Origin of the sequence: Vreelandella boliviensis LC1, assembly GCF_000236035.1 — a bacterium.
Classification (GTDB): domain Bacteria; phylum Pseudomonadota; class Gammaproteobacteria; order Pseudomonadales; family Halomonadaceae; genus Vreelandella; species Vreelandella boliviensis.
In genome coordinates this window covers 1,216,972-1,242,270 of record NZ_JH393257.1, presented here as the reverse complement: position 1 = coordinate 1,242,270, position 25,299 = coordinate 1,216,972, and the positions used below count along the sequence as shown (strand labels likewise).

The window sequence follows — 25,299 nt, the reverse complement described above, 5'->3', positions numbered from 1 at the left end:
AGTGGCTTTATGTTTAGCTGCGTTTGGCAGCTGCTTCGAGTGCTGCCACGGCAGGCAATTGCTTGCCTTCGACATACTCAAGAAAGGCGCCGCCGCCGGTGGAAATGTACGAAACGCGATCCGCAATGGCGTATTTATCAATGGCCGCTAGGGTATCGCCGCCACCGGCAATAGAAAAGCCCGCGCTATCGGCGATGGCCTGGGCGATCACCTGGGTGCCTTTACCAAACTGATCGATTTCAAACACACCGACGGGGCCGTTCCACAGGATAGTGCCCGCGTCTTTGAGCATACTTGCCAAATGGGCGGCGGTATCTGGGCCGATATCCAAAATCATCTCGTTGTCAGCTACCTGATCGACGGGCTTGACCACCGCTTTGGCCGATTCAGAAAACTCGGTGGCGACGACCACATCGGTAGGCAGTGGAATTGAGACCTTCTCCATCAACGCTTTCGCCTGGCCCACCAAATCGGCCTCATGGAGTGATTTGCCGACATTGTAGCCTGCGGCGGCAATAAAGGTGTTGGCGATACCGCCGCCGACAATCAGTTGATCGCATTTCTCCGCCAGCGCGGTGAGTACATCCAGCTTGGTAGAGACCTTTGAGCCGCCGACGATGGCGGCCATGGGCCGGGCCGGATGTGCCAGCGCTTTCTCAAGGGCATCAAGCTCTTGGGCAAGTAAAGGCCCTGCACAGGCGCTAGGGGCAAAACGTGCCACGCCATGGGTGGAGGCTTGGGCGCGGTGGGCGGTGCCAAAGGCATCCATCACAAAAATATCGCACAGCGCGGCGTACTGTTTCGCCAGCTGTTCGTCATCTTTTTTCTCGCCGCTATTAAAGCGAACGTTCTCTAGCAGTACGACATCGCCGTTGGCAATATCGAGGGTTTCGCCGACTGTTTCACCGAGATAGGCTTTGACCAGCGGCACCGGGCGGCCTAACAGCTCACTCAAATGTTCAGCCACCGGCGCCAGGGAAAACTCCTCGGTGGGTTCGCCTTCGGTGGGACGTCCCAAATGGCTCATCAGCATCACTTTGGCCCCAGCCTTCGCGGCTGCCTGAATCGTCGGCAGCGCGGCCCGCAGGCGGGCATCGCTGGAGACGCGGCCATGTTTGATGGGCACATTCAGATCTTCACGGATCAGCACGCGTTGTCCTTCCAGGGGAAGGTCAGTCATCTTTTTCACGTTCATGGAAGCGGTTTCCTCGTGTTTAAGCCGTGGAGCTAAATATAAACAGCTAATGTAAACAACTAATGCCAACAGGTTACGTCTCTGCCGAAAGTCTGGCCAGTCGCTGGCTAATATCGAGCATACGGTTAGCGAACCCCCACTCGTTGTCGAACCAGCACAGCAGCTTGATAAGGCGTTTGCCCGCTACCCGGGTTTGGGTAGCGTCCAGGATGCCTGAGCGAGGGTCGTGATTAAAATCAACCGACGCCATGGGTGCTTCAGTATAGCCAAGTACGCCTTTTAAGCGCTGCTGACTGGCTGCCAGCAGCAGCGTATTTACATCGTCGCGGTGGGTGTCGCGGCTGACGGTGAGCGCCACGTCCATGGCAGAGACATTGATCGTGGGGACGCGTATGTGCAGGCACTCAAAGCGGCCCGCAAGATTGGGCATCAAGCGGCTAATGCCGAGCGCCAAGCCGGTGTCCACTGGCACAATAGAGTGCATTGCCGAGCGGGTAAGACGCAGGTCGGTCTGGTGGTAGGCATCGATCACCGGCTGGTCGTTCATCGCCGAGTGAATCGTCGTGGTGACACCGTGCTCAAGGCCCAGGGCCTCATCCAGAACGGTCAATAGCGGCACAAGGCAGTTGGTGGTGCACGAAGCGGCAGACAGAACGCGCTGGGAAAGCGCCAGCTCGCCTTCATTAATGCCCCACACAATGGTGGCATCGACATCATTTTCCGCTGGCTGGGAAAACAACAGCCGCTTAGCACCTGCTGCTAAGTGCAGCTCGGCGGTGGCACGATCTTTAAAGCTCCCGGAGCACTCTAGTACCAGATCCACATCAAGCGCCTTCCAGGGCAGCTTTTGTGGATCTTGTTCGCAGAGTACCCGGATGGGCTGGCCGTTGACGATGAGATACTGACCGTCGTTATCGACGTCACCGGGAAAGCGGCCATGGGTGGTGTCGTAACGGGTTAGGTAAGTAATGGTCGCAAGATCAGAGAGTTCATTAATGGCGACCACTTCCAGTTCGGGGTGTCGCCGCTCCACGAGCGCCCGCAGCACGCATTGGCCAATGCGTCCGTAACCGTTAATGGCGATGCGATACCTGGGAGCATAATTAGCCATGCAGAAGGGTGGCTCTTAAAAGTAAAAAGTTGTCGAAATAAGCTAGAACTCGTTGCGATGATAACGTATTTCAGCGGACGATTCTTATCAACTGCCCGTGTCTATCAGCCGCCCATACCTATCAATCGCCAGGCGAGTGGCAGCAGCACCGCGGTGAAAATCCCTGTGAGGCTCATGCCCAGTGATGCAAAAGCCCCAGCGGTAGGGCTGATCTCAAACGCTCTTACCGTACCAATGGCATGACCGTTAAGCCCTAGGGCAAAACCGATCAAGCGGTCATCCTCAATATGCAGCCAACGCGACGCAAGGCTTACACAGGGAATCGTTATCACCCCGGTCACCAGCAGTGCGCCCAACAGCAATGCGGTGGTGCCGCCCAACTGCTCGGTAATGCCAATGGCGATAGGTGCGGTCACCGATTTGGCGGCAATGGAAGCGAGTATGGTATCCGTACTGCCCAGTAACCAAGCAATGGCCAGCGAGTAGCAAGCGGCCAGCGTAGCGGCGATGGGTAAACATATCGCCAAAGGCCGCCATAGCTCAACGATACGCGGCAACTGTTGATAAAGCGGCATCCCTAGCGCCACTGTGGCGGGCCCCAGCAGCACCGTTAACCATGTGGCCCCCTGCTGATAGGTAGCGTAAGGCAGCCCTATCAGCGCTAACGCCCCCGCCAGCAGTAGCGCCGCTATCAAAATAGCGGGCAGCCAAGAAGGGCGCTTTAAACGCTGGAACAGACCGCTACCGAGCAAATAAGCCGCCAGCGTTAACCCCACCGCAAACAGCGGGGTGGTGGTTAATAGGGTAAGCAGCGGTATATCAGCGGACATGCGGCTGCCCGATTAGTCGCTTGAGCAGCCAAAGCGTGGTCAACACGCTGAGTAACGTGCCAAGCACTAAGGCGATAAGGATAGCCGTCCACTGCCCGGCCAGCTCGCCGATAATGAAAAATACCCCAACAACGCCGGGCATAATCAGCATGGCGAGTAGCGCAATCAGTGGCTGGGCGGCAGCGGCAATGCTAGTAGGGACACGGCCACGCACGGCGAGAGTCGCGCAGAGCAGCAGCATGCCGATCACGCCTGACGAGATCGGCAGGCCGGTGAAGTGGATCACCACTTCACCAATAAGCCAGTAGCTAATCAACCATAGAAAGCCACCCAGTGCTGGCATGGCTTAGCCGAGTAGTTCGTTGGCTTGCTTGACTACATTCTCGACAGTAAAACCGAAGTGCTTAAACAGATCGCCCGCTGGCGCAGATTCGCCGTAAGTCGTCATGCCGATTACACGGCCTTCCAGACCCACATACTTGTACCAGTAGTCGGCATGAGCAGCTTCGATAGCGATACGCTTGGTGACCGCTTTGGGCAGTACGCTTTCGCGGTACTCCGCATCCTGGCCGTTAAAGCGGTAGGCCGAGGGCATAGACACGACACGCACCGCTTTGCCCTGCTGTTCCAGCTCGGCGGCGGCGTCCATCGCCAAGGCGACTTCTGAACCGGTGGCAATCAGAATCAGCTCGGGTGTGCCTTCACTGTCCTTAAGAACGTACGCACCGTTTTGGATTGCGGATAGCTGCGCCTTGGTGCGCTGCTGATGGGGCAGGTTCTGGCGAGACAGCACCAGCGCCGTGGGGCCAGAGCGACGTTTGAGGGCTGCATCCCACGCCGCTGCCGTTTCCACCGCATCGCAGGGGCGCCAAGTGTTTAGGTTCGGCGTGGTGCGCAGGCTGGTCAACTGCTCAATCGGCTGGTGGGTCGGGCCATCTTCCCCCAGACCGATGGAGTCGTGGGTAAACACGTAGATCACCTGTTGGCCCATCAATGACGCCATGCGAATCGAGTTACGCATGTACTCCATAAAGATCAGGAAGGTCGCGCCGTAAGGGACCAAACCGCCGTGCAGAGCGATGCCGTTCATGACCGCACCCATGCCGAACTCACGTACCCCGTAGTGCAGATAGTTGCCGCTGGCATCTTCTGGGGTAATCGCTTTGGCACCTTTCCAGAAGGTCAGGTTAGACGGCGCCAGATCCGCACTGCCGCCCAGCAGTTCTGGCATTTTCGGCCCGATGGCGTTCAACACTTCAAAGGAAGCTTTGCGTGACGCAATGGTCTCGCCGCGCTCTTGGGCCTGCTCAATCAAGGCTTCGGTAGGCAGTTCCGTCGGCAGCTGGCGCTTCATCCGGCGGGTGAATTCCCGTGCTTCCGTGGGGAAGGCTTCAGCATAGCGGGCGAAACGCGCGTCCCACGCTTGCTGAGCCGCTTTGCCAGCGTCGCGAGCATCCCAGGCAGAGTAGATAGGTTCAGGAATGTGGAACGGGGCGTGGGGCCAGTCGAGCTGGGTACGCGCCAGGGCCACTTCTTCATCGCCGAGCGGTGCGCCGTGAGCGTCTTCCTTGCCCTGTTTATTAGGCGCGCCGAAACCGATGATGGTTTTGCAGATAATCAGGCTAGGCTTGTCGTTATGGCTTTTGGCCAGTTCGATGGCGGCTTTTACTTCGTCGGGTTTATGGCCATCCACGTTGGGCACCACGTGCCAGCCGTAAGCCTCGAAACGCTTGGCGGTATCGTCGGTAAACCAGCCTTCCACTTCGCCATCGATAGAGATGCCGTTATCGTCATACAGGGCAATCAACTTACCCAACTGCTGGGTACCGGCCAGCGAGGCGGCTTCGTGGGAAATGCCTTCCATTAAGCAGCCGTCACCCAGGAAGCACCAAGTATGGTGATCCACGATGGTGTGACCGGGGCGGTTGAACTGCGCCGCCAGAGTTTTTTCAGCGATGGCAAAGCCCACTGCGTTGGCAAAGCCCTGACCGAGCGGGCCGGTGGTGGTCTCAATGCCCGGTGCGTAGCCAAATTCCGGGTGGCCCGCGGTGGGCGAGTGCAACTGGCGGAAATTCTGCAGCTGTTCCAGGCTCAGCTCGTAGCCACTGAGGTGTAGCAGCGAGTAAAGCAGCATGGAGCCGTGGCCATTGGAGAGCACAAAGCGGTCACGATCGGCCCACTTGGGGTCTTCGGGGTTGTGCTTGAGGTAGTCATTCCATAGCACCTCGGCGATATCAGCCATACCCATGGGGGCGCCAGGGTGGCCTGACTTGGCCTTCTGAACGGCATCCATGGAAAGGGCGCGAATGGCATTGGCTAGCTCAAAACGGGACGGCATGGGGGTGCTCCTCGCCTGAAAACAGAAATTATAAAGGCGCTATTGTCGCTGACTTCCCATGTTGCGGCAAATGTAGCGACAAATTCTGGGGATCACGTTCTGGGAAGCATCGCCGACAGCGTGTAGACTCTGCCTCCCGAAGTGGTGGTGAACGTCATCACTTCGCTAATACGGGCAGGGGACACCTGCCATGATTTCCTGCTGATGCTGTGGACTACCTACAGCCGTCATACAGAGGGTAGAGTGCGCGATGAGCGAATATTCCCTGTTTACCTCCGAGTCCGTCTCCGAAGGTCATCCCGATAAGATTGCCGATCAGATTTCTGACGCGGTGCTAGACGCCATTATCGCTCGTGATAAACAGGCCCGCGTTGCCTGTGAAACCATGGTGAAAACCGGGGTGGCGATCATTGCCGGCGAAATTACCACTTCAGCCTGGGTTGATTTAGAAACCCTCGTGCGCGATGTAATTATCAGCATTGGCTATAATTCGTCTGATGTCGGTTTTGATGGCGCGACCTGTGGCGTGGTTAACCTGATCGGTAAGCAGAGTGTCGATATCGCCCAGGGCGTTGATCGCACTAAACCGGAAGATCAGGGCGCTGGCGACCAGGGCCTAATGTTTGGCTATGCGACCAACGAAACCGATTCGTTTATGCCGGCACCGATCCACTACTCGCACCGTTTAGTCGAGCGTCAGGCCGAACTGCGTAAAAATGGCCTGCTGCCATGGCTGCGCCCGGATGCCAAGAGCCAGGTCACCTTCCGCTATAACGCCGAAGGTCAGCCCTGCGGTGTTGATGCCATCGTTCTGTCTACCCAGCACGATCCTGACATTGATCAAGAAGACCTGCGCAAAATGATTAAGCGCGAGGTCATTGAGCAAGTGATTCCGGCCGAATGGTTGGATGAGAGCACCCAGTACCATATCAACCCGACTGGCAAATTTGTGATTGGTGGCCCTGTCGGCGACTGTGGACTCACTGGCCGTAAGATCATCGTCGATACCTACGGCGGCATGGCGCGTCATGGCGGTGGCGCGTTTTCGGGCAAAGACCCCTCGAAAGTTGATCGCAGTGCTGCCTATGCGGGCCGCTATGTGGCCAAAAACGTGGTGGCCTCGGGCCTGGCAGACAAATGCGAGATTCAGGTCTCCTACGCGATTGGTGTTGCCGAGCCGACCTCGGTGTCTATCGACACCTTCGGCACTGGTAAAATTGATGACGCCAAGATCGTTACGCTGGTTCGCGAGCACTTTGATCTGCGCCCCTATGCGATCACCAAAATGCTTGATCTGCTGCACCCGATGTATCAGCTCACCGCCGCTTACGGCCACTTCGGCCGGGCGCCGTTCGAACACAGCTACACCTGGAGTGACGATAAAGGCCAAACGCATACCGAAACCTTTACCGCTTTCCCATGGGAAAAAGTCGATAAAGCTGACGCGCTGCGCAAGGCTGCCGGTTTGTAAGAGATTCGCTATTCCATTTGTTAGTACTGTATGACATCGCCCCTTTGGCTCAGGCCGGGGGCTTTTTTTGTGCCCTACATTAGCACTCTGCGCTAGGCTGGGTTTGTGAGCTAATTATTTTTTGTGGAGGCGCGAAATGACGAGAGGAGTCGTTAAGTGGATATTTGCTGGCCTTATCGGGCTTGTCACTTTTTCCACACAGGCTGCCGAATGCCCTGCTTGGTCGCAAGAGCGTTTAAGCCGCGAAAGCCAGGCGCTTGAGGAACATGTTGAATATTGGGATATCGCTTACCATCAAGAGGGCGTTGCACTGATCGACGATGCCCTTTACGACCAAGCCGTGGAGCGCCTAGCCAACTGGCAGCGCTGTTTAGGCGCAGAACCGGATCATCGCCCGCTGACGCGGGTGACCAGCAGTCGCGGCACCCTTGAACACCCAGCGGCCCAGCGCGGCCTCAATAAAGCTGATGACGAGGGCATCAGGCGCTTTACCAGCCGCCGCGAAGACCTGTGGATCCAACCCAAAGTGGACGGCGTAGCGGTGACTCTGCGCTATGTAGAGGGTGAGCTGGTCGAAGCCGTGAGCCGCGGCGACGGCGAGCGGGGCCAAGACTGGACAGCCCGTGCCCGACAGCTGCCTGCCGTTCCCAATAGGCTACCGGAGCCGGTTTCTGCGCTACTCCAAGGCGAGTTGTATTGGCGGTTGCAAGCGCACGTTCAGTCGCGCGCTCCCTCTTCTGGAGCCCGGGGCGCCGTGGCAGGCGCCATGGCGCAGTCTTCGCCTGAAGTGGCCACCCTTGAGCGTGTTGGCCTGTTTGTCTGGGGCTGGCCTGACGGCCCGACCGACATGGAAAGCCGCTTAGCCCAACTGAGTGCGCTGGGCTTTGATAGCGCCGACTACAGCTATCCCTTGGATGATCGCCGTGATGCCGCCTACTGGCGCGATACCTGGTTCAACGGCCCGCTGCCGTTTGCCACCGACGGCGTGGTGATTAAACAAGCCGAGCGCCCCGGCGTGCGCCGCTGGTCATCGTCGCCACCCGAGTGGGCTATTGCCTGGAAATACCCGGCCCAGCAGGCGCTAGCGGAAGTGCGCGGCATTGAGTTTCGTGTTGGCCGCACTGGGCGCGTGACGCCGTTGGTGTGGCTTAATCCCGTAATGTTAGAAGGGCGGCGTATTAGCCGCGTATCACTAGGCTCTCTGGATCGTTGGGAATCACTGGACATTCGCCCCGGCGACCAAGTGGCGATTTCGCTAGCGGGGCTAACGATCCCCCAGTTAAGCGAGGTGGTGTGGCATACCCAAGAGCGCTCGCCACTGACTCCCCCGCCACCGCAGCGCTACCACCTGCTGAGCTGTTTTGAATTAACCCCCGGCTGCGAAAGCCAGTTGCTGGCGCGGCTTAGCTACCTGGGCGAGCAGCTAGGCATGCAGGGTATCGGTGAAGGTACCTGGCAAGCGCTGATGGAGGCGGGCGTTGTCACGCAATTACTCGACTGGCTGAACGTTGAGCCACGCCAGCTGCGCGAGGCCTACGGCATTGGTGAGGCCACCGCCGCCTCGCTAACCGAGCAATTTCAAGCAGCCCGTAGCCAACCGTTTGCAGCTTGGCTAAGTGCGCTGGGCGCGCCGCCCGGTAGTGACGCGGCTCGCGGGGATTGGAATGATCTGGCGGGCTACCAGCGCGAGCAGTGGCAAGCCGTTCCAGGCGTTGGCCCGGTGCGCGCTGACGCGCTGGTCGCATTTTTCAGCCACCCGGAGATGCAGCGCATGGCTGCACAGCTTAACCAAGCGGGTGTTGCTGGCTTTTAGATCATTCTTCAATTAGCTTTTAATCACTAACCAAGCCCGGTGAGGCGCAGCATTAAACCGAGATAGAGCGGAATCAGCAGTGGCGCAAGCAGCGTGGTGACCAGCACCGCTAAGGCGCCTTTTTGTGGCTGGATGCCCAGCTCCATCGCCACTACCACGACATTGGCGGCCATGGGCACCACGCCTATCAACAGCAGCGCTAAGGCTAACTCTGTGGAAAGTGGCGTGACCCACTGCAGTATTAACACGGCCACTAGCATGACCAATGGCCACATCAGGTAGCGTAACCCTAAGCAGGCGGCCACAAAGCGCGTATCCCAGGCGGAAAGCGTCACTTGGCTGAGCGTCATGCCAATAATCATCATACCCAGCAGCGTATAGGTGGCAGGAAACACTTGCAGCGAACTCATGACTGCGGCGGGTATGGTTACTTCAAGGGCGCTAAGGAATAACGCTAACAGGAACGCATAGATAAGCGGCAAGCGTGAAATTTTGATCAGGCTCTCGCGCACCGAAAAACGCCCGCGGGCGCTGAGATAAAAGCCCACGGTAAATTCGTAGATATTAATCCCCAACATACAGAACAGGTAAAGGGTAACGCCCTCGGGGGGCAGCAAAATCAACGCAATCGGCAAGCCAAAATAGCCGGTATTGCCAGTGCCCGAGGAGAACGCCAATAGTGCGGCTTCCTGCTCACCAAAACGGTGGCGCGTGATGCGTCGTACCACCAGCGCCATTAGGCTCGCCAGTATAAACAGCGCTAATGTGAGTAACAGGTAGCTAGGTGTTGAACCCCCGTTCATCAGTGCACGAAAAATCGTAAAGGGGGCAATCAGGTATACCAGCAGCGTGGCAATTGGGCGAGGGTCTATTGTTAAGCGCCGAGCGGCTATCCAGCCAAGTCCGACATACCCCAATAACATCAGCAGTGGCCCCATTAAGGCACTGGGTGCTAAATCCATGATGGCTCCCGATGAAATGATATGAACGGCTAACATGAGCCGAATTAAAGGCCAAGCGTGGAATCTTTCATTAGCCCCAGCGCGATGGAACAGCGAGAATACCTTAAAATATCACCACTATTAATCACTAATAAGGACATCCCATGAGCAGCCAAGAGCATCCGTTAGGTATCAGCTTTGAATTCTTTCCGCCCAATACCGATGCCGGGCGCGACAAGCTGATCCACGTTCGCGATGAATTGGCCGCTCGGAAACCACGTTTTTTCTCGGTGACTTACGGTGCTGGCGGGTCTACCCAGGCGCGTACCCGTCAGGTGGTGCGTGAGGTTAGCGAGAGCGGCATCACGACCGCCCCGCACCTCTCCTGCATCGGTAGTGAAAAAGCCCAGTTGCGTGATCTGTTGGCGCAGTACCGCGAGGAGGGGGTGGATAGCTTGGTCGCGCTGCGAGGTGACATGCCCTCAGGTATGGGCAGCATTGGTGAGCTACGTTATGCCAACGAGCTGGTTGAATTTATTCGTGAGGAAACGGGCGATCATTTCGACATTGCGGTGGCGGCCTATCCTGAATCTCATCCACAGGCCCCCAACCTTGATAAGGATGTGGAAAACTTTGCGCGTAAAATGAAGGCGGGGGCCAATATGGCGATTACCCAGTACTTCTTTACCGCTGATGCCTATTTTAACTTCGTCGATAAAGCCCGTGCACTAGGCGTCGAGCAGCCGATTATTCCCGGCATTATGCCGATTACCAACTACACCAAGCTGGCGCGTTTCTCTGACGCCTGTGGTGCCGAGATCCCGCGTTGGATTCGCAAGCAGTTGGAGTCTTATGGTGATGACAGTGACGCGATCGCCGCCTTTGGCACCGATGTGGTGAGCCGCCTTTGTCAGCGTTTACTGGATGGCGGTGCGCCAGGCCTGCACTTCTACACGCTTAACCAAGCGGCGCCGGTGCTGAAAATCGTAGATAACCTGACCGATTAACTACCCTGTTTATTGATGAACCTTGTACGCATTAAAAACCCCGCTCAACATTGTTGAGCGGGGTTTTTTACGTTCAGCGATTAGCGGCTTAAATCAATCAGCCCGCTTGCGCCGTTTTGTTACCACCGCCATGTAGCTTGCGCTGCATGACGAACAGCACGATACCCATCGCAAGGCCAATAACGTCGGTGTAGACACCGCCGTAGATCAAGAACATCGCCCCCACCAGCATCAGCACGCGCTGTAAGGCGTTAACGGGCCCAAAGAACCACGCCTGCACCATGCCAGAGAGCAAGACAATGCCCAGGGTAGCGGTAACGCCGACGCGGAGGATCTGCATGGCGGAGCCTTCCATTAGCATGGCCGGGCTGTAGAAGAACATAAACGGCACGATAAAGGCGGCCAAACCAATCTTGAAGGAGGCCACCGAGGTGCCCATGGGGTTGTCACCCGAAATACCGGCGGCTGCATAGGAGGCCAAGGCAACGGGCGGCGTAATCGCTGAGACGACCGCAAAGTAGAACACGAAGAAGTGAGCAATCAGCGGCTCAATGCCGATATTGATCAAGCCTGGCGCGACCACAGAAGCGGCCACCGCATAGGCGGCGGTGGTCGGCATGCCCATACCCAGTAGGATACTAATCAGCATGGCGAACACCAGCGCCAATAGCTGGCTAACGCCCGCTAAGCCAAGTAGCAGCGACGAGAAGCGCGCGCCGACACCGGTTAGCGAGATAACCCCGACGATTAAACCCGCGCAGGCACATACGGCGATAATCTGAATCGCCATGGTGCCCGCTATCTGCAGCGCTTTAAGAATTGCACGAAGACCCATTTTGTTGGGTGAAATCCAGCTAACCACGGCGGCTGATGCCGTTGCCAAAGTACCGGCACGAATCACCGAGTAGCCCATAAACAGCGCGACAATCAGAATAATAATCGGCGCGAACAGATAGACCTGCTTGACCAGCTTTGAAAACAGCGGGATCTCATCTTTGCGCATACCGCGCATGCCTTTACGGGCGGCTTCAAAGTCGACCATAAAGTAGATAGAGGCAAAATACAGAATTGCTGGAATAACGGCAGCTAGGGCAATTTCGGTGTACGGAATACCGGTCACTTCGGCCATGATAAACGCACCCGCGCCCATAATCGGCGGCATGATTTGCCCACCGGTTGAGGCGGCTGCCTCGATCGCGCCCGCGCTACGTGCGGGGTAGCCGACTTTCTTCATCAACGGAATGGTCAATGAGCCGGTGGAAACCACGTTGCCTGCCGAGGTGCCGTTAATCATGCCCATCAAGCCAGAGGCAAAAATGGCCACCTTGGCGGGGCCGCCACGGGCACGACCAGCTGCCGCAAAGGCAAAGTTAACGAAGTAGTCGCCGACTTTAGAGGCCTGCAGGAAAGCGGCAAAAATAATGAACAGAATAATATAGGTCGACGACACCGCGGTGGTGGGGCCGAGAATACCGGCGTCGGTATACACCTGACTAAAGAAGCGCTGCAGCGACAGCCCCGGATAGCCCAAAAAGCCCGGCAAATAAGGGCCAGCAAAAACGTAGGTCAAAAAGATCGCGGAGATCACTACCAATGCTAAACCCGCTACCCGGCGGGTAAGCTCCAGAATCAGCAGAGAGCCCGCAATCGCCGCCCAGGAGATGCCTGACGGCGCGAAAGAGGTGCCCGTCGACATACGGATATTGGTGTTATACGCCACCAGCAAATAACCAGCGCTGGCCATCGCACAGACCATCAGCACCAAATCGGCAGGGTTGAAGCGGTGCCTAGCCTGACGATAAAACCACGACAGCACAATCGCACCCGCCGTGGTCGCCATGAGCGGATAACCGTAGTGCCAGTTTTCGACATTTGGGTCGATGCGCATGGCTTCGCCGCTGAGCGTTTGATGCATTAAAAAGACTTGCGCCAGGGTATAGGCGGCGGGGATCAGTAGCGCGTAGCTAACCCACTTGATCCAGGCACCTGATGCTTGGTGATCATCGTCGGCAAAACGGGCACCGGAAAATAGCCCGTAACCGAGAATAAGCGCACCGGCAATATGCACGATACGAAACGACCAGGTTTCCATCGGATATACGTTGAGTGAAATCAGATGGAAACTTGAGTAAGCGATCGCTAATGCCGCAAATAGCAGGAATTGCCAGCCGGTAAACAAGCGGCGATTGGGTTCAACAAGGTCTTCATCGACACCATCGGCAATCGACTCGGGTATCGCTGACGACGCGTGAGCATCATCCTTGAGGTCATCGGTTTCTTGATCTGTTTTGTGACTCATTAGAGTTCACCCTCACAGCAAAAAGCACACAAAGGAGGAGTAGCAGCGAAAGCTGCCCCGCCCGGCGAGGCCGGTAACGGGGCAGTTAGAACGGGGAAAGTTGCTTAGTTGATCATGTCATCCGCAATTTCATAGCCGTTCTCTTCGTACCAGCGTGCAGCGCCGGGGTGAAACGGCAGCACGGTGTTGTGCTTGATGTTTTCTGGAATGCTGGTTTCAGCACTGCGGTGCACTGAACGCATGCGGTCATTGTTTTCCATGGTGGCCTTGGTGACTTCGTAGACGAAATCTTCCGGCAGGTCGCAGCCAGCAATGGCGAAGTTCCACATGGAAACAGCGCGGGCATCTTCTTCCAGCGTGGTATAGGTGCTGGCAGGAATGGCGAATTCAGCAACCGGGAAGTTTTCCAGCACCGTGGCCAGTTCTTCTTCGTTGAATTCGATAATGTTAACGTCAGTCTGTACTTCCAGCTGGCTAACGGCCGGGATCGGAATGCCCGCAGCGAAGGCAACAACGTCTAGCAGGCCATCCTGCAACTGGCCACCCAGGTCTGACCAACCGCCGTTACGGCGATCGAAGTTAACGCCCAGGGTTTCTAAAATGGCCGGGAAGTAGGTGTCAGAGGTTGAAGCAGCCGGGCCAAAACCGATGCGTGCGCCATCAGGAATGTCGGAGATCGACTCAATACCGCTGCTTGAGAGTGCCGCAATGGAGAACGGTGTCTCGTACATGGGGAACATCGCGCAGACATTATCCATCTGCATGCCAGGTGCTAGTGGGCTTTCACCTTTTACGGCATCAGACGCTGGACCCATGGTGGTTAAGCCAAATGCCATATCGCCTGTGTGCACGAGTGCCAGGTTTTGAGTGGGGCCGCCGGTGACTTCACCGCCGCCAGATACGCCTAACTCATCGGCAATAAAGTTCGCCCAGCCTGAACCGTAAACGAAGTAAGTGCCGCCCTGACTAGCGGTGCCAACAGTGAAGTTATCGGGCCACCCGGAACGGTCTTGAGCCTGGGCACTACTGGCGGCGGCGATAAGCAGGGCGCTGCTGGCGAGGAGGGTAAACGTTTTAGGCATATGTTTGTGCATGGCGGAAATTCCTAGCTGTTATTGGGGTTATAGTCTGACGGCCTGTATTAATGCCGCCAGTCGATACTGCGTTAAGCAGGTATGCCTGTATATAACAGCGATAGTTGTGCCACTTAAAGGTTATATTTTTAAAATCATGGGTTTATAAATTTTTTATTCAACTTTGGTGGCAAGTCACATGCGTTGAAGTGTCCGAGTGTTCGCACGCTGATGGCTTTTTTGTGTGCGAATATCCGCACACAAATTGAGTTGTCCGTACGCTACCGGCGGTAAGTCGGGTAGTGAACGTAGCAGATACCCGGCTGGTGAAGGGGGAATAGGCCAGCCGTGGTGGTTAGGAGGTGAGGGGGGTAGGAGGAGGTGTTAATGCGAGGATTTACCGGGATCCAAAATACGCACTGGCTGCACATCCTGCTGCTTTTGGTCTTCGCGCACTTGATTGACTCGAGTGGTCATTTCGGTAAGCGCGTCCTCCTCAATAGGCAGTTGCTCAAAAAAATCGCAGCTGACGCACTCGCGATAGCGAATACCGTTTTGCTCCCAGGCGCGGACGCGATCCATCGCCGCGCAGCGGGGGCAGGTCACACCGGCAATAAAGCGTTTCACACTAGACATCATTAGGCTCCAAGGGCGTACTCCCGACGTGGGAGCACGCATAGGCTGGCTTTGCAGGTTTAAGCGGCGCGAATACCGCTATGGCGAAGCAGCGGTTCAACGCTGGGTGCACGACCCCGAAAGGCGACGAATAAGTCGGCGGCATCACGGGCGCCGCCCTGCTCAAGAATTTCGCGGCGAAAGCGCTGGCCTGTTTCGGGATCAAAGATACCGGCCTCTTCAAAAGCGCTCCAGGCATCAGCTGAGAGTACTTCCGCCCACTTATAGCTGTAGTAACCGGCCGCGTAGCCACCCGCAAACACGTGACCAAAGCTATTCTGAAAGCGGTTGAACGACACTTTCGGTAGCACCGAGACCGCGGCACGCACCTCATCTAACAAGGCTTGCACGTCGCTGGCGCTGGGGGCGCTAAACTCATGGTGCAGGCGCAGGTCAAACAGCGAAAACTCGATTTGGCGCATCATGCCCATGGCCGACTGAAAATTCTTGGCTGCCTGCAGGCGCTCAAGTAGCTCTGCAGGTAGCGGTTCGCCGCTATCCACGTGCTTGGCGAGTAGATCCAGACCTTCACGCTCCCAGCAGTAGTTTTCCATAAATTGGCTGGGCAGTTCGACGGCATCCCAGGCAACGCCGTTGATACCAGAAATATCGGCAATTTGCTGCTGGGTCAGCAGATGGTGCAGGCCATGGCCAAACTCATGGAACAGGGTGGTGACTTCGTCGTGGGTGAGCAAGGCAGGGCGGCCACTAACCGGGGCAGTGAAGTTGCAGGTAAGAAAGGCGACCGGCAGTTGCAGGCCCTGCTCCGTTTGGCGGCGGACTCGGCAGTCGGCCATCCAGGCACCGCCACGCTTGCCTTCTCGAGCGTAGAGATCGAGATAAAAACCGGCAATCGGCTGGCCGTTTTCGGTGATACGGAAATAGCGCACGTCATCATGATAGCGGGGCGCCTGGGTATCTTCTTCAAAGCGTACGCCGTACAGACGTTCAACGACCTGAAACAGACCATCGACCACCTGGGGGGCCGGAAAATAGGGACGTAGCTGCTCCTGGGAGATAGCGTGGCGCGCTTCGCGTAGTTTCTCGCTAGCATAGGCAACATCCCACGGCTCCAGCGTTTCCAGGCCTAGTTCGTCTCGGGCGTAATCATTGAGTTCAGCAAACTCTTCTTTTGCTTGAGGCAGCGCACGGCGGGCTAAGTCGTTAAGAAAATCGAGCACCTGCTCGGGAGAGTCCGCCATCTTGGTGGTCAGGGAGTAATCGGCGTAGGTGGCAAAACCAAGTAGCTGGGCCATTTCACTACGTAGCGCCAGAATCTCTTCCATGATATCCGCGTTATCGAACTTGCCCGCATCGGGGCCTTGATCAGACGCACGGGTAACGAAGGCGGTATACACCTCGCGGCGCAGCTCGCGGTTGTCGGCGTAGCTAACCACCGGGAAGAAGCTGGGGAAGTCCAGGGTAATACGGTAGCCCGCCACGCCCTTGGCCTCGGCGGTGGCTTTCAGGGTGTCGAGAGCACTTTCCGGCACCCCCGCTAACACTTCTTGGTTATCGATATCCTTGTGCCATGCCTGGGTGGCATCCAGTACGTTATTGGAGAATTGGTTAGACAGCATGGAGAGTCGCGACTGAATTTCGCCGTAGCGGGCTTTCTTGTCGGCGGGCAGGTCAACACCGGCTAGGCGGAAATCGCGCAGGGCATTCTCCACGGTACGCCGTTGGGCAGCATCCAGATGCTCCCATGCGGGGCCATCTTGCAACGCTTGCCAACCATGGAACAGGCCTTCATGTTGGCCTACCCAGGTGCCGAAGTCGGAGAGCTTCTCAAGGCACGCCTGGTACGCTTCGCGCATTTCCGGCGAGTTCATGGTGCCATTGAGGTGAGAAACGGGGGACCACATCTTGGTAAGCCGGTCATTCACCGCTTCAAGGGGCGCCGCAAAATTGTCCCAGCTGGGCGGTGTGGAGGCGGCTTGTTCGGCGAGGCGATCAATGGCCTCACGGCTTTCGCTTAGCAGCGTGTCCACGGCAGGCTCCACGTGCTCGGCGCGAATCTCAGCAAAAGGGGGCAGCTCGTGCGTTTCAAGCAGCGGATTGGAGGACATGGGCACCTCGATTGGCATCGTTTTTAAGACCGTTAGGGAGCGCAAAACGCGCAATAATAATGACACAGTGCGGGCGGTGGTGCTGTGTTTCAATGTTAGCGTTAACAACGATGTTTAATGCCAGGGTTTGGCCTGCACGCAAGCGCCTGCTAGTCTTGCCGCCTTTTAATGCCACCAATGGCAGGAGCATGTGATGAGCGAGACGCTGGAGCGCTGGGGGTCGAAGCGCGCCTTTATCTTGGCGGTAACAGGTGCTGCGGTGGGGTTAGGCAACATCTGGCGCTTCCCTTATGTGGCGGGAGAGAACGGCGGTGCGGCGTTTTTACTGATTTACGTGGCGTTTGTGCTGCTACTCGGCATTCCGGTGATGATGGCAGAGATATTGATTGGCCGGGCGGGTCGGCGGGGGCCGATGCAAGCCTTGGGTGCCCTGGCGGCCGAGGCGGGCGCATCGCCCCACTGGCGTTGGCTGGGGTTGTTCGGGGCATTCACCGTATTCTGTATCTTGTCGTTCTATTCGGTGGTCTCGGGTTGGTCGATTGAGTTCTTGGTAGCGTCTGTTAACGGCAACTTCAATGGTGCGAGTGCCGCTGAGATTGGCGCTGGTTTTGAGGCTTTTTTAGCCAACCCAGGGCTGCTGATCTTTAATCACTCGCTGTTTCTGTTTATGACCATGACGGTTGTAGCAGCGGGCGTTGCCAAGGGGCTAGAGCGGCTCAATAACCTGCTGATGCCGCTGCTGTATCTATTGTTGCTGTTATTAGCGGGCTATGCCGCGACCACTGATGGTTTTGCCCCCGCCCTGGCGTGGCTGTTTTTACCCTCGTTTGAGGCGCTAACCCCGGCGGTGGTAGTGCACGCCATGGGGCATGCGTTTTTTACTTTGGCGGTAGGGGCCTGTGCCTTGATGGCGTATGGCGCTTATATGCCTGAAGAGCAAAGCTTGCCCAAAGCAGCCGTTGCGGTTGCCGTACTCGATATTAGTGTGGCGTTACTGGCGGGGATCGCTATTTTCTCGGTAGTGTTTGCCCAGGGCATGGACCCCACTGACGGCCCAGGGTTAATGTTTGTCACTCTGCCCATCGCATTCTCTGAGCTGCCCTGGGGCTCCGTGTGGTTAAGCGTATTCTTTTTACTGCTGCTGCTGGCCACCTGGACATCTGCCATTAACCTAGCGGAGCCTATGGTTGCCACGCTGCAGGGCTTAGGGCTGCGGCGCAGCATCTCGACAGCGATCGTGGCACTCAGCGTCTGGCTAATCGGGCTGTTATCCGCATTCTCTTTTTCAACGTTGGCGGATTTTCGGCCGCTATTTGGACGCAATGTATTCGAGCTTGTCAGCAGTATACCGCCGGATGTTTTCCTGCCCTTGGGCGGCCTGTTGATAGCGGTTTTTGCCGCTTGGGTAATGCCCCGCGAGAGGGTGGTGAACGCGTTAGGCGTGGGTGAAAGCGGTTATTTGCTGTGGCGCAATATCATCCGCTGGGTGTCGATTCCGCTGACCTTTATCGTTCTACTGGCCGGGTTACTTTAGCAAATTGCTATAGTGAGTTGATCAATGTCTCCGTTTCCTATCCGACATCTCAGGAGCGAGTTATGAGCAGTGCATTAAGGCGCTATCAAGGTATGGAGCCCCAATTGGGTGAGCGCGTTTATATTGATCCGGCCAGTGTGGTCATCGGTGATGTGGTCATGGGTGATGACTGCTCAGTGTGGCCGATGACGGTGATTCGTGGCGATATGCACCGTATTCGCATCGGCGCGCGTACCAGCGTGCAGGATGGCAGCGTGCTGCATATTACCCACGCCAGTGATTTCAGCCCAGACGGCTTTCCGCTCACCATTGGTGACGATGTCACCATCGGCCATAAAGCGATTCTGCATGGCTGCACGTTGGGAAGCCGAATACTCGTTGGTATGGGCGCGATTGTGATGGATGGCGCGGTCGTTGAAGACGAGGTGATCATTGCCGCGGGCGCCGTGGTAACGCCTGGCAAGCATTTGGAAAGTGGCTATGTGTATGCCGGTAACCCGGCTAAAGCACTGCGCCCGCTGAAGGATAAAGAGCGCGCGTTCTTCCCTTATACCGCAGGCAACTACGTTAAATTGAAAGACCGCTTTTTGGCAGAAACTTAACTTTAATGCCCTTTCTCTAAGCAGTTGCTCAGCCAACCTTTTTTCTTCATAAACAATGTCGCGGGCGTCAAGAATCTGTTAATTTATACAGTTTTCTGTTTGCAGGTTCTGGGATGCCGCGTCATGGCTAATTTTCGCACGCATATTACGGTGGCAGCGGCGGGCGGCATGCTGATAGCTTACGCAGGCTGGAAAGGCCAATGGTGGCCGCCTTCACAAGCGGTAGTGATGATTGCGCTGGTCACTTTCGGGGGCATTTTGCCCGATATTGACGCCGATCGATCCCACTCTATCCGTTTGATATTCAATCTGCTTTCGGTGCCCGCCCTGGTATTGGGCGCTCTGTTGTTACAGCCATGGCTGACGCCGGGGGCGTTGTTGATTGCCTGCGGTGGGATCTACTTCTGTGTGCGCTATTTGGCGGGAGTGCTGTTCTCGCGCTTAACCGTGCACCGTGGTGTTTGGCATTCATTGCTAGCGGGCGGGCTATGTAGCCTACTCACCGCCGCGTTAAGTTTTAATTTACTCAACCAGCCAGCGTGGCTGGCTTGGTCTCACGGTGCTGCCACCTTGGTAGGGTTTTTGATCCACTTGAGTTTGGATGAGATATACAGCGTTGACCTTGAAGGCGCGCGGTTAAAGCGCTCCTTTGGTACGGCGCTTAAACTAGGTGACAGTCGGCGGCCAATGTCCAACCTGCTAATGCTGATTGCCACATTGACGCTGATACCTTGGGTACCGCCCTGGTCGGTATTGGGTGAGTTGCTGCATCAAGGTTCGCTGCTGTGGCGATAGTCGTCGGCATTGAGGCCGTGCTTTTTAAGCTTGTCGTAAAAGGTTTTGCGCGGAATGCCTAAGTGGCGACACACATCGGTTACCCGGCCATGGTAGCGCGCTAGCGATTGGCTGATCAGGCTCTTTTCAAACAGCTCTACCTGGCGTGGCAGGGTAGGCTCCTCGGTGTCGGCATTAACCCCTTCCAGCAGCGCATCCAGGCGATAGTCAAAGGCGGCGCCTAACAGCACGTAGCGTTCGGCAAGGTTACGCAGTTCGCGCACGTTGCCGGGCCAGTCATGGGCGAGTAGAGCGGCAATGGCGGGGCTGTCGAGGGTCGGTGCTTCCAGCCCGCTGCGGTTGGCAGCCACCACGGCAAAGTGCTGGAACAGTAAGGGAATGTCCTCACGCCGCTCGCGCAGCGCAGGCAGCGGCAGAGTGACCACGTTTAAGCGGTAGTAAAGGTCCTCGCGGAAGTGTCCTTCTTCGGATGCGGTTTTGAGATCCACTTTGGTGGCCGCAATCACGCGGATATCAAGCGGCACGGTTTCATTGGCGCCGAGCCGTTCGACGCTGCGCTCCTGCAGTACCCGCAGCAGTTTGACTTGCAGCGCCATGGGCATCGATTCAATCTCATCCAGAAACACCGTGCCGCCATTGGCGTGTTCAAACTTGCCGATGCGCCGCTCTACGGCGCCGGTGAAGGCACCTTTTTCGTGACCAAACAGCTCGGACTCAATGGTGTTTTCGGGCACAGCGCCACAGTTGATAGCCATAAAGGGGCTATTACGCCGTCCGCTGCGTTCGTGAATCGCACGGGCCACTAAGTCTTTACCGGTGCCGGTCTCACCAAACAGCAGTACATCGGCCTCTACTTGGCTGATGCGCTGAATCATCGCGGCCAGTCGTGAAATAATCGCTGTGCGGCCAACCAGCCGCGGCCCTAACGCGGCTTGCTGGACCTCCAGTTCAGCTTTAAGACGGTGGTTTTCCAAACTGAGCTGGCGCTTTTCTATGCCTCGGCGCACCACATCTAGCAGTTGATCACCGGCAAAGGGCTTCTCGAGAAAATCCCAAGCCCCAGCGCGCATGGCTTCTACGGCCGTAGAAATATCGCCGTGCCCAGTAATTAAAATGATTGGCAGAGTGGCATCGCGGCTATGTAGCTCATGGAGCAGTGCCATGCCATCCATCCCTGGCATGCGGATATCACTGACAATGACCCCCGGGAAGTTGGGCGTTAATGCCGCCAGGGCTTGTTCTGCTGACTCAAAGCAGTAGGGCGTATAGCCCGCAAGTTCGAGGGTTTGGCTGGCGGTGATCCGCAGATGCGGTTCGTCGTCGATCACCATGACCGGCAGCGTCGACGGCTCATGCATAAGAGGTGTTCTCCTGGGTGTGGGTTAACGGTGAGTGGGGCAGGGTAATGGTGAAGCGAGCGCCGCCTTCGGGCTGATTAGTCGCCTGCAGCTTGCCGCCTAAATCGTCCATGATACGTGATGAGATCGAGAGCCCTAGCCCTAAGCCACTCCCCGGCGCTTTGGTGGTAAAAAAGGGTTCAAAAATATGCCCTAAGTGCTCCTCGGGGATGCCGGGGCCATTATCGGTCACGCTAATAATAACCTGCTGCTGGTGGGTATGGGCGCCCAAGGTCAGTTGTGGCGCCGGTATGCCTATCATTGCCTGCAGCGCATTGCCGATTAAATTTACCAACACTTGTTCCAGACGTACCAAGTCGCCTTGCACCCATAGCGTTTCATGGGGCCAATCCTGAATAATGCTGATATTGCCTTCGCGTAGGCGGCTTTGAAACAGGCGAAGAGCGTAGTCGATACAGGCTTGTACCGAAATCGCCTCCTGGCGCTCGCTGCTCTTACGCGAAAACTGGCGCAGCTGCGCACTGATATCCGCCATACGTTCGGTCAGTTCAACAATTTGTTCCAGGTTAGCATCCGCTTTTGCGTGGCGTGCTAATGCCATAAAGCGGCGGGCATTTTCCGCGTAAGCGCGAATAGCCGCCAGCGGTTGATTAAGCTCATGGTTGATGCCCGCGGCGAGCTGTCCCAATACAGCGAGTTTAGCGGCTTGAATAAGCTCGTCTTGGGTTTGACGTAAGTTGGCCTCAGCGCGACGGCGCTCTTCAATTTCATCCGAAAGGCGCTGATTACTGGCCACTAGGTCACGGGTGCGGCGTTCCACGCTAACTTCTAGTTCGTCACGAACGCGTGCCAAGGTGTTGCGCTCCCGCTCGGCAAACGCTTCACGCTCACGGCGCAACCTCAGGCGCTGCCAGCCAATGCCCGCACCGAGAGTGACCACGCCGTAGAGGCCGCCTGCCATGAGGGCGGCAATCCACTGCGCGCTAATCACCGGTGTTAACGGCTTTAAAATATGCATTTGCCAGCCAAACTCGGGGATATGCCGAGTCAAGCTAAGATAGTCGCCGCTGCTCAGCGGGCCTTGGGAGAAACTGACCAACTGACCACCCTGGCGGTAAGGCGCATTTACTTCAATACCCGAAGGCGTCAACGGCTCCATGGCATAGCGGCGCGTTGCCCGCACGCTTTGGCGTTGCTCATCGGTGAGCGGGTAGAGCGCGTTCATGCGCAGCTCGGGGTGGCTGGCCATGAAGATAATGTCGTCACTATCAGTGACAAACAGCTCGGCATCCTGCTCTGCCCAGCTCTCTTCAACGTCATCTAACAGCACTTTAACCACTAGCACGCCGTCCGGCTGTGCATCGGGCGAGGTATCGTCTAGCCACACGGGCGATGAAAAGTAGTAGCCACGCTCAAGAGACTTGATGCCCAAACCAAAAAAACGCCCCTGGCCTCCAGCAATGGCATCGGTGTAGTAGGAACGAAAAGTATAGTTTTGGCCGATAAAGGTGTTAGGGCGGTGCCAATTACTGGCGGCGATCGTGTCGCCATCGCGATTGAGTAAATAGACGTCTGAAACCCCCGCTGTAAAACGGAAACGATCCAGTAACATATTTAGCGGCATTGGGTCTTGGCTATCGGGAGAGGCTAAAAAGCGCTGCACGCCTTCCCGAGTGGCAAGCATTTGCGGCAGGTAGTCGTAGCGCAGCAAATAACCGTTTAAGTTGGCGGCAGACAGCCGCAACTCGTTTTCGGCATCATCCTGTAAGTTAGAAAGCGCTTGTTCCCGCGCCAGTTGGGCGGCCTGCCACATACAAAATAGCAAGCCAAGTGAAATGACCAGTAGCCATAGGCGTCGCCATCGCAGTGGCAGAGGGGCGGGTGATTGGTTATTCACGCCAGCGCTGTTCATGCCGTTGTCTTACTACTGCCTTGGGCGCGGCGAAGGGCGCGCTGAGCCCGTGTCTCTGCACGTGCCATTTCAAGTAGGCCTTCTTCAACAAATACCAGGTGTTCATGGGCGCGGGCACGGGCATCTTCAGCGCGACCCTCCAAAATGGCATTGAGCAGGGCGCGATGCTGCTGCATTAACTGGCTGCGCGAACCTTCCTTGGCAAATAAATGGGCCAAGTTATTCACAATGCTCTTCTCTAGCAGATGAAAAATGCCGCGCATGGTATGCAGCAGCAAAACATTGTGGGCGGCCTCGGCAATCGCTAGGTGAAACGCCGCATCTAGTTTAGCTTCTTGAATAGGATCCGCGCCTGCAAAGCCGCCATCGAGCTCCTCAAAGCGCTGAATCAGTATGGCTTTGTCGGCGGGTGTGGAGCGAAGAGCGGCGTAATAGGCGGATATTCCTTCCATGGCATCACGGAATTCAAGCAAATCTAAGTTAAACTCGTCGTGACGAGAAAGCATTTCCAGCAGCGGGTCGGTATAGCCATTGCTAAGATCGTCGTTAACAAAGGTGCCACCGCCTTGGCGGCTAGTAAGTAAGCCGCGAGCGGCTAATTTTTGGATAGCTTCCCGTAAAGAGGGGCGCGAAACGCCAAACCGTTCGGCTAGCTCACGTTCAGAGGGTAAGCGCTGGCCTGGTTTTAGGCTGCCTTCCAGCATCATGGCTTCTAAGCGCTCAGTAATAACATCGGCCAAGCGCTGCTGGCGGAGCGGTGGATAGCTCATATTGAATAGCTCATGTCTAAAAGCCCCTTTAATTGGTAAGACCAATATTAAAAGCTATGGATCCTTTTCTCAAGCGCATGTAGGGCGAGAATTGGTAGGGTAGGCTTTAGCGTTAATAGCACTCATATATGGCGCCTTTAAACTAAAGTATTGCGTTTTAAGTGTTTAAAAGCGGCATCATCGTTTGACACGGTTAGGGAGGCTCACTAATGTTGATGCTGATTTTTTGTCAATTGGTAAAACCAATTTTCCACTTTGGGTCGCCGGTGTATGGCGCATCCACTGAATAGGTCCATTGCACAGGGCTATCCATGATCATTTCAGCTTCCACTGATTACCGCCAAGCGGCCAAGCGCCGTGTTCCCCCCTTTCTTTTTCACTACGCCGACGGTGGATCCTACGCGGAGCATACGCTGCGGCGTAATGTCGAGGATCTTGCGGGTGTTGCGCTGCGTCAGCGCGTGCTGAAGGATATGTCGTCGCTATCATTAGAGACCGAGCTGTTCGGCGAAAAGCTTGCCATGCCTATTGCACTGGCGCCGGTGGGGCTGACAGGTATGTACGCTAGGCGTGGCGAAGTCCAGGCGGCGCGGGCAGCTACTAAGAAAGGTATCCCGTTTACACTGTCGACGGTATCGGTATGCCCCATCGGCGAAGTGGCTGCGGCAGTCGACCGGCCCATCTGGTTTCAGCTCTATGTGCTGAAAGACCGGGGCTTTATGAAACATGTTCTAGAGCGAGCCAAGGCTGCTGGCGTCAAGACGCTGATCTTCACGGTCGATATGCCCGTGCCGGGTGCGCGTTATCGCGATGCTCACTCAGGTATGAGTGGTAAATATGGGCCGATCCGGCGAATGGCTCAGGCCGCAATGCATCCTTTCTGGGCGTGGGATGTAGGCATCAATGGTCGTCCCCATGACCTGGGCAATGTTTCGGATTATCGCGGTAAGCCAACGGAGCTTGAGGACTATATTGCTTGGCTGGGTGACAACTTTGACCCGTCCATCTCCTGGAAAGATTTGGAGTGGATTAGGAAGCAGTGGGATGGCCCAATGATTATTAAGGGCATACTTGATCCTGAGGATGCCCGTGATGCGGTTCGCTTTGGTGCGGACGGTATCGTTGTTTCAAACCATGGTGGTCGCCAGCTCGATGGTGTTCCCTCGACTGCACGTGCTTTGCCTGCTATCGCTGATGCGGTCAAGGGTGACTTGGCTATTCTGGCAGACTCAGGCGTGCGCAGCGGGCTCGATGTTGTGCGGATGATTGCACTGGGCGCGGATACTGTATTGATTGGGCGTGCCTTCATATATGCACTTGCCACAGCTGGAGAGTCCGGCGTTTCCCATTTGCTTGAGCTATTTGATAAGGAGATGCGGGTTGCAATGACGCTCACCGGTGCGCGTAGCATCGCCGATCTCGGGTCGGATTCGCTGGTGCAAGATTCGATTCGCGATGTCTAATGAGCACTGCTTGCGCCACTATCAAGACCACGATTAAAAACTG

20 protein-coding genes are annotated in these 25,299 nt (G+C 56.3%); 7 read left to right on the top strand and 13 right to left on the bottom strand.

Going from position 1 to position 25,299, the window contains the following annotated elements:
- Nucleotides 1-13: 13 nt before the first annotated feature.
- The 5 genes from KUC_RS05480 to tkt form a co-directional block, all read right to left on the bottom strand.
- A complete protein-coding gene (locus KUC_RS05480; RefSeq protein WP_007112136.1) occupies nucleotides 14-1,195 on the bottom strand; it encodes a phosphoglycerate kinase in 1,182 nt (393 codons plus the stop codon).
- A 73-nt stretch (nucleotides 1,196-1,268) separates the two neighbouring features.
- Nucleotides 1,269-2,306 carry a type I glyceraldehyde-3-phosphate dehydrogenase gene (locus KUC_RS05475; protein ID WP_007112135.1) on the bottom strand — a complete coding sequence of 346 codons (1,038 nt, stop codon included), beginning with the start codon at nucleotides 2,304-2,306 and terminating at the stop codon, nucleotides 1,269-1,271.
- Nucleotides 2,307-2,410: 104 nt separating this feature from the next.
- Complete coding sequence (locus KUC_RS05470) at nucleotides 2,411-3,136, bottom strand: LrgB family protein (protein WP_007112134.1); 726 nt, start codon at nucleotides 3,134-3,136, stop codon at nucleotides 2,411-2,413.
- On the bottom strand, nucleotides 3,126-3,479 hold the full coding sequence (locus KUC_RS05465) for a CidA/LrgA family protein (protein ID WP_007112133.1): 354 nt from the start codon (nucleotides 3,477-3,479) through the stop codon (nucleotides 3,126-3,128). Before KUC_RS05465 ends, KUC_RS05470 begins: the two co-directional genes overlap by 11 nt.
- Before the next feature lie 3 nt (nucleotides 3,480-3,482).
- Nucleotides 3,483-5,474, bottom strand: coding sequence for a transketolase (tkt, locus tag KUC_RS05460; protein WP_007112132.1), 1,992 nt, complete (start codon nucleotides 5,472-5,474; stop codon nucleotides 3,483-3,485).
- 250 nt (nucleotides 5,475-5,724) lie between these two features.
- Here tkt and metK point away from each other — a divergent pair, with 250 nt between their 5' ends.
- Both metK and ligB read left to right on the top strand, forming a co-directional pair.
- A complete protein-coding gene (metK, locus tag KUC_RS05455; protein WP_007112131.1) occupies nucleotides 5,725-6,945 on the top strand; it encodes a methionine adenosyltransferase in 1,221 nt (406 codons plus the stop codon).
- Between the two features lie 136 nt (nucleotides 6,946-7,081).
- Nucleotides 7,082-8,758, top strand: a complete 1,677-nt coding sequence (ligB, locus tag KUC_RS05450) for an NAD-dependent DNA ligase LigB (RefSeq protein WP_007112130.1) — start codon at nucleotides 7,082-7,084, stop codon at nucleotides 8,756-8,758.
- A gap of 26 nt (nucleotides 8,759-8,784) precedes the next feature.
- Here ligB and KUC_RS05445 read toward each other — a convergent pair whose 3' ends face one another.
- A complete protein-coding gene (locus KUC_RS05445) occupies nucleotides 8,785-9,720 on the bottom strand; it encodes an AEC family transporter (RefSeq protein ID WP_040479598.1) in 936 nt (311 codons plus the stop codon).
- A gap of 143 nt (nucleotides 9,721-9,863) precedes the next feature.
- Here KUC_RS05445 and metF point away from each other — a divergent pair, with 143 nt between their 5' ends.
- Nucleotides 9,864-10,706 (top strand): methylenetetrahydrofolate reductase [NAD(P)H], encoded by an 843-nt coding sequence (gene metF / locus KUC_RS05440; RefSeq protein WP_007112128.1) that lies wholly within the window; start codon nucleotides 9,864-9,866, stop codon nucleotides 10,704-10,706.
- A 97-nt stretch (nucleotides 10,707-10,803) separates the two neighbouring features.
- On the opposite strand, the gene KUC_RS05435 is transcribed toward metF, so the two are convergent.
- The 4 genes from KUC_RS05435 to prlC all read right to left on the bottom strand — a co-directional run bounded on the left by KUC_RS05435 (nucleotide 10,804) and on the right by prlC (nucleotide 16,822).
- On the bottom strand, nucleotides 10,804-13,005 hold the full coding sequence (locus KUC_RS05435; RefSeq protein WP_007112126.1) for a TRAP transporter permease: 2,202 nt from the start codon (nucleotides 13,003-13,005) through the stop codon (nucleotides 10,804-10,806).
- Between the two features lie 104 nt (nucleotides 13,006-13,109).
- Entirely contained in the window at nucleotides 13,110-14,099 is a 990-nt protein-coding gene (locus KUC_RS05430) for a TAXI family TRAP transporter solute-binding subunit (protein ID WP_040479596.1), read from the bottom strand.
- A 363-nt stretch (nucleotides 14,100-14,462) separates the two neighbouring features.
- Complete coding sequence (locus KUC_RS05425) at nucleotides 14,463-14,714, bottom strand: YheV family putative zinc ribbon protein (protein ID WP_040479594.1); 252 nt, start codon at nucleotides 14,712-14,714, stop codon at nucleotides 14,463-14,465.
- Between the two features lie 59 nt (nucleotides 14,715-14,773).
- Nucleotides 14,774-16,822 carry an oligopeptidase A gene (gene prlC / locus KUC_RS05420; protein ID WP_007112123.1) on the bottom strand — a complete coding sequence of 683 codons (2,049 nt, stop codon included), beginning with the start codon at nucleotides 16,820-16,822 and terminating at the stop codon, nucleotides 14,774-14,776.
- A gap of 193 nt (nucleotides 16,823-17,015) precedes the next feature.
- On the opposite strand from prlC, the gene KUC_RS05415 reads away from it, so the two are divergent.
- The 3 genes from KUC_RS05415 to KUC_RS05405 all read left to right on the top strand — a co-directional run bounded on the left by KUC_RS05415 (nucleotide 17,016) and on the right by KUC_RS05405 (nucleotide 19,753).
- Complete coding sequence (locus KUC_RS05415) at nucleotides 17,016-18,356, top strand: sodium-dependent transporter (protein WP_040479592.1); 1,341 nt, start codon at nucleotides 17,016-17,018, stop codon at nucleotides 18,354-18,356.
- 62 nt (nucleotides 18,357-18,418) lie between these two features.
- Entirely contained in the window at nucleotides 18,419-18,958 is a 540-nt protein-coding gene (locus tag KUC_RS05410) for a gamma carbonic anhydrase family protein (RefSeq protein WP_007112120.1), read from the top strand.
- Between the two features lie 123 nt (nucleotides 18,959-19,081).
- Nucleotides 19,082-19,753, top strand: a complete 672-nt coding sequence (locus tag KUC_RS05405) for a metal-dependent hydrolase (RefSeq protein ID WP_007112119.1) — start codon at nucleotides 19,082-19,084, stop codon at nucleotides 19,751-19,753.
- Here the strand turns inward: KUC_RS05405 and KUC_RS05400 are convergent.
- From KUC_RS05400 to KUC_RS05390, 3 genes are read right to left on the bottom strand one after another with little or no spacing between them, the layout of a single operon-like run.
- Nucleotides 19,729-21,111 (bottom strand): sigma-54-dependent transcriptional regulator, encoded by a 1,383-nt coding sequence (locus KUC_RS05400; protein ID WP_007112118.1) that lies wholly within the window; start codon nucleotides 21,109-21,111, stop codon nucleotides 19,729-19,731. The genes KUC_RS05405 and KUC_RS05400 overlap by 25 nt on opposite strands.
- Complete coding sequence (locus KUC_RS05395; RefSeq protein WP_007112117.1) at nucleotides 21,104-23,023, bottom strand: sensor histidine kinase; 1,920 nt, start codon at nucleotides 23,021-23,023, stop codon at nucleotides 21,104-21,106. Before KUC_RS05395 ends, KUC_RS05400 begins: the two co-directional genes overlap by 8 nt.
- Nucleotides 23,020-23,793: a GntR family transcriptional regulator gene (locus KUC_RS05390; protein WP_007112116.1), complete on the bottom strand. Its 774-nt coding sequence runs from the start codon at nucleotides 23,791-23,793 to the stop codon at nucleotides 23,020-23,022. Before KUC_RS05390 ends, KUC_RS05395 begins: the two co-directional genes overlap by 4 nt.
- Before the next feature lie 311 nt (nucleotides 23,794-24,104).
- Between KUC_RS05390 and lldD the strand changes: the two genes are divergently transcribed.
- A complete protein-coding gene (lldD, locus tag KUC_RS05385) occupies nucleotides 24,105-25,256 on the top strand; it encodes an FMN-dependent L-lactate dehydrogenase LldD (RefSeq protein ID WP_007112115.1) in 1,152 nt (383 codons plus the stop codon).
- The last annotated feature ends 43 nt before the right edge of the window (nucleotides 25,257-25,299 follow it).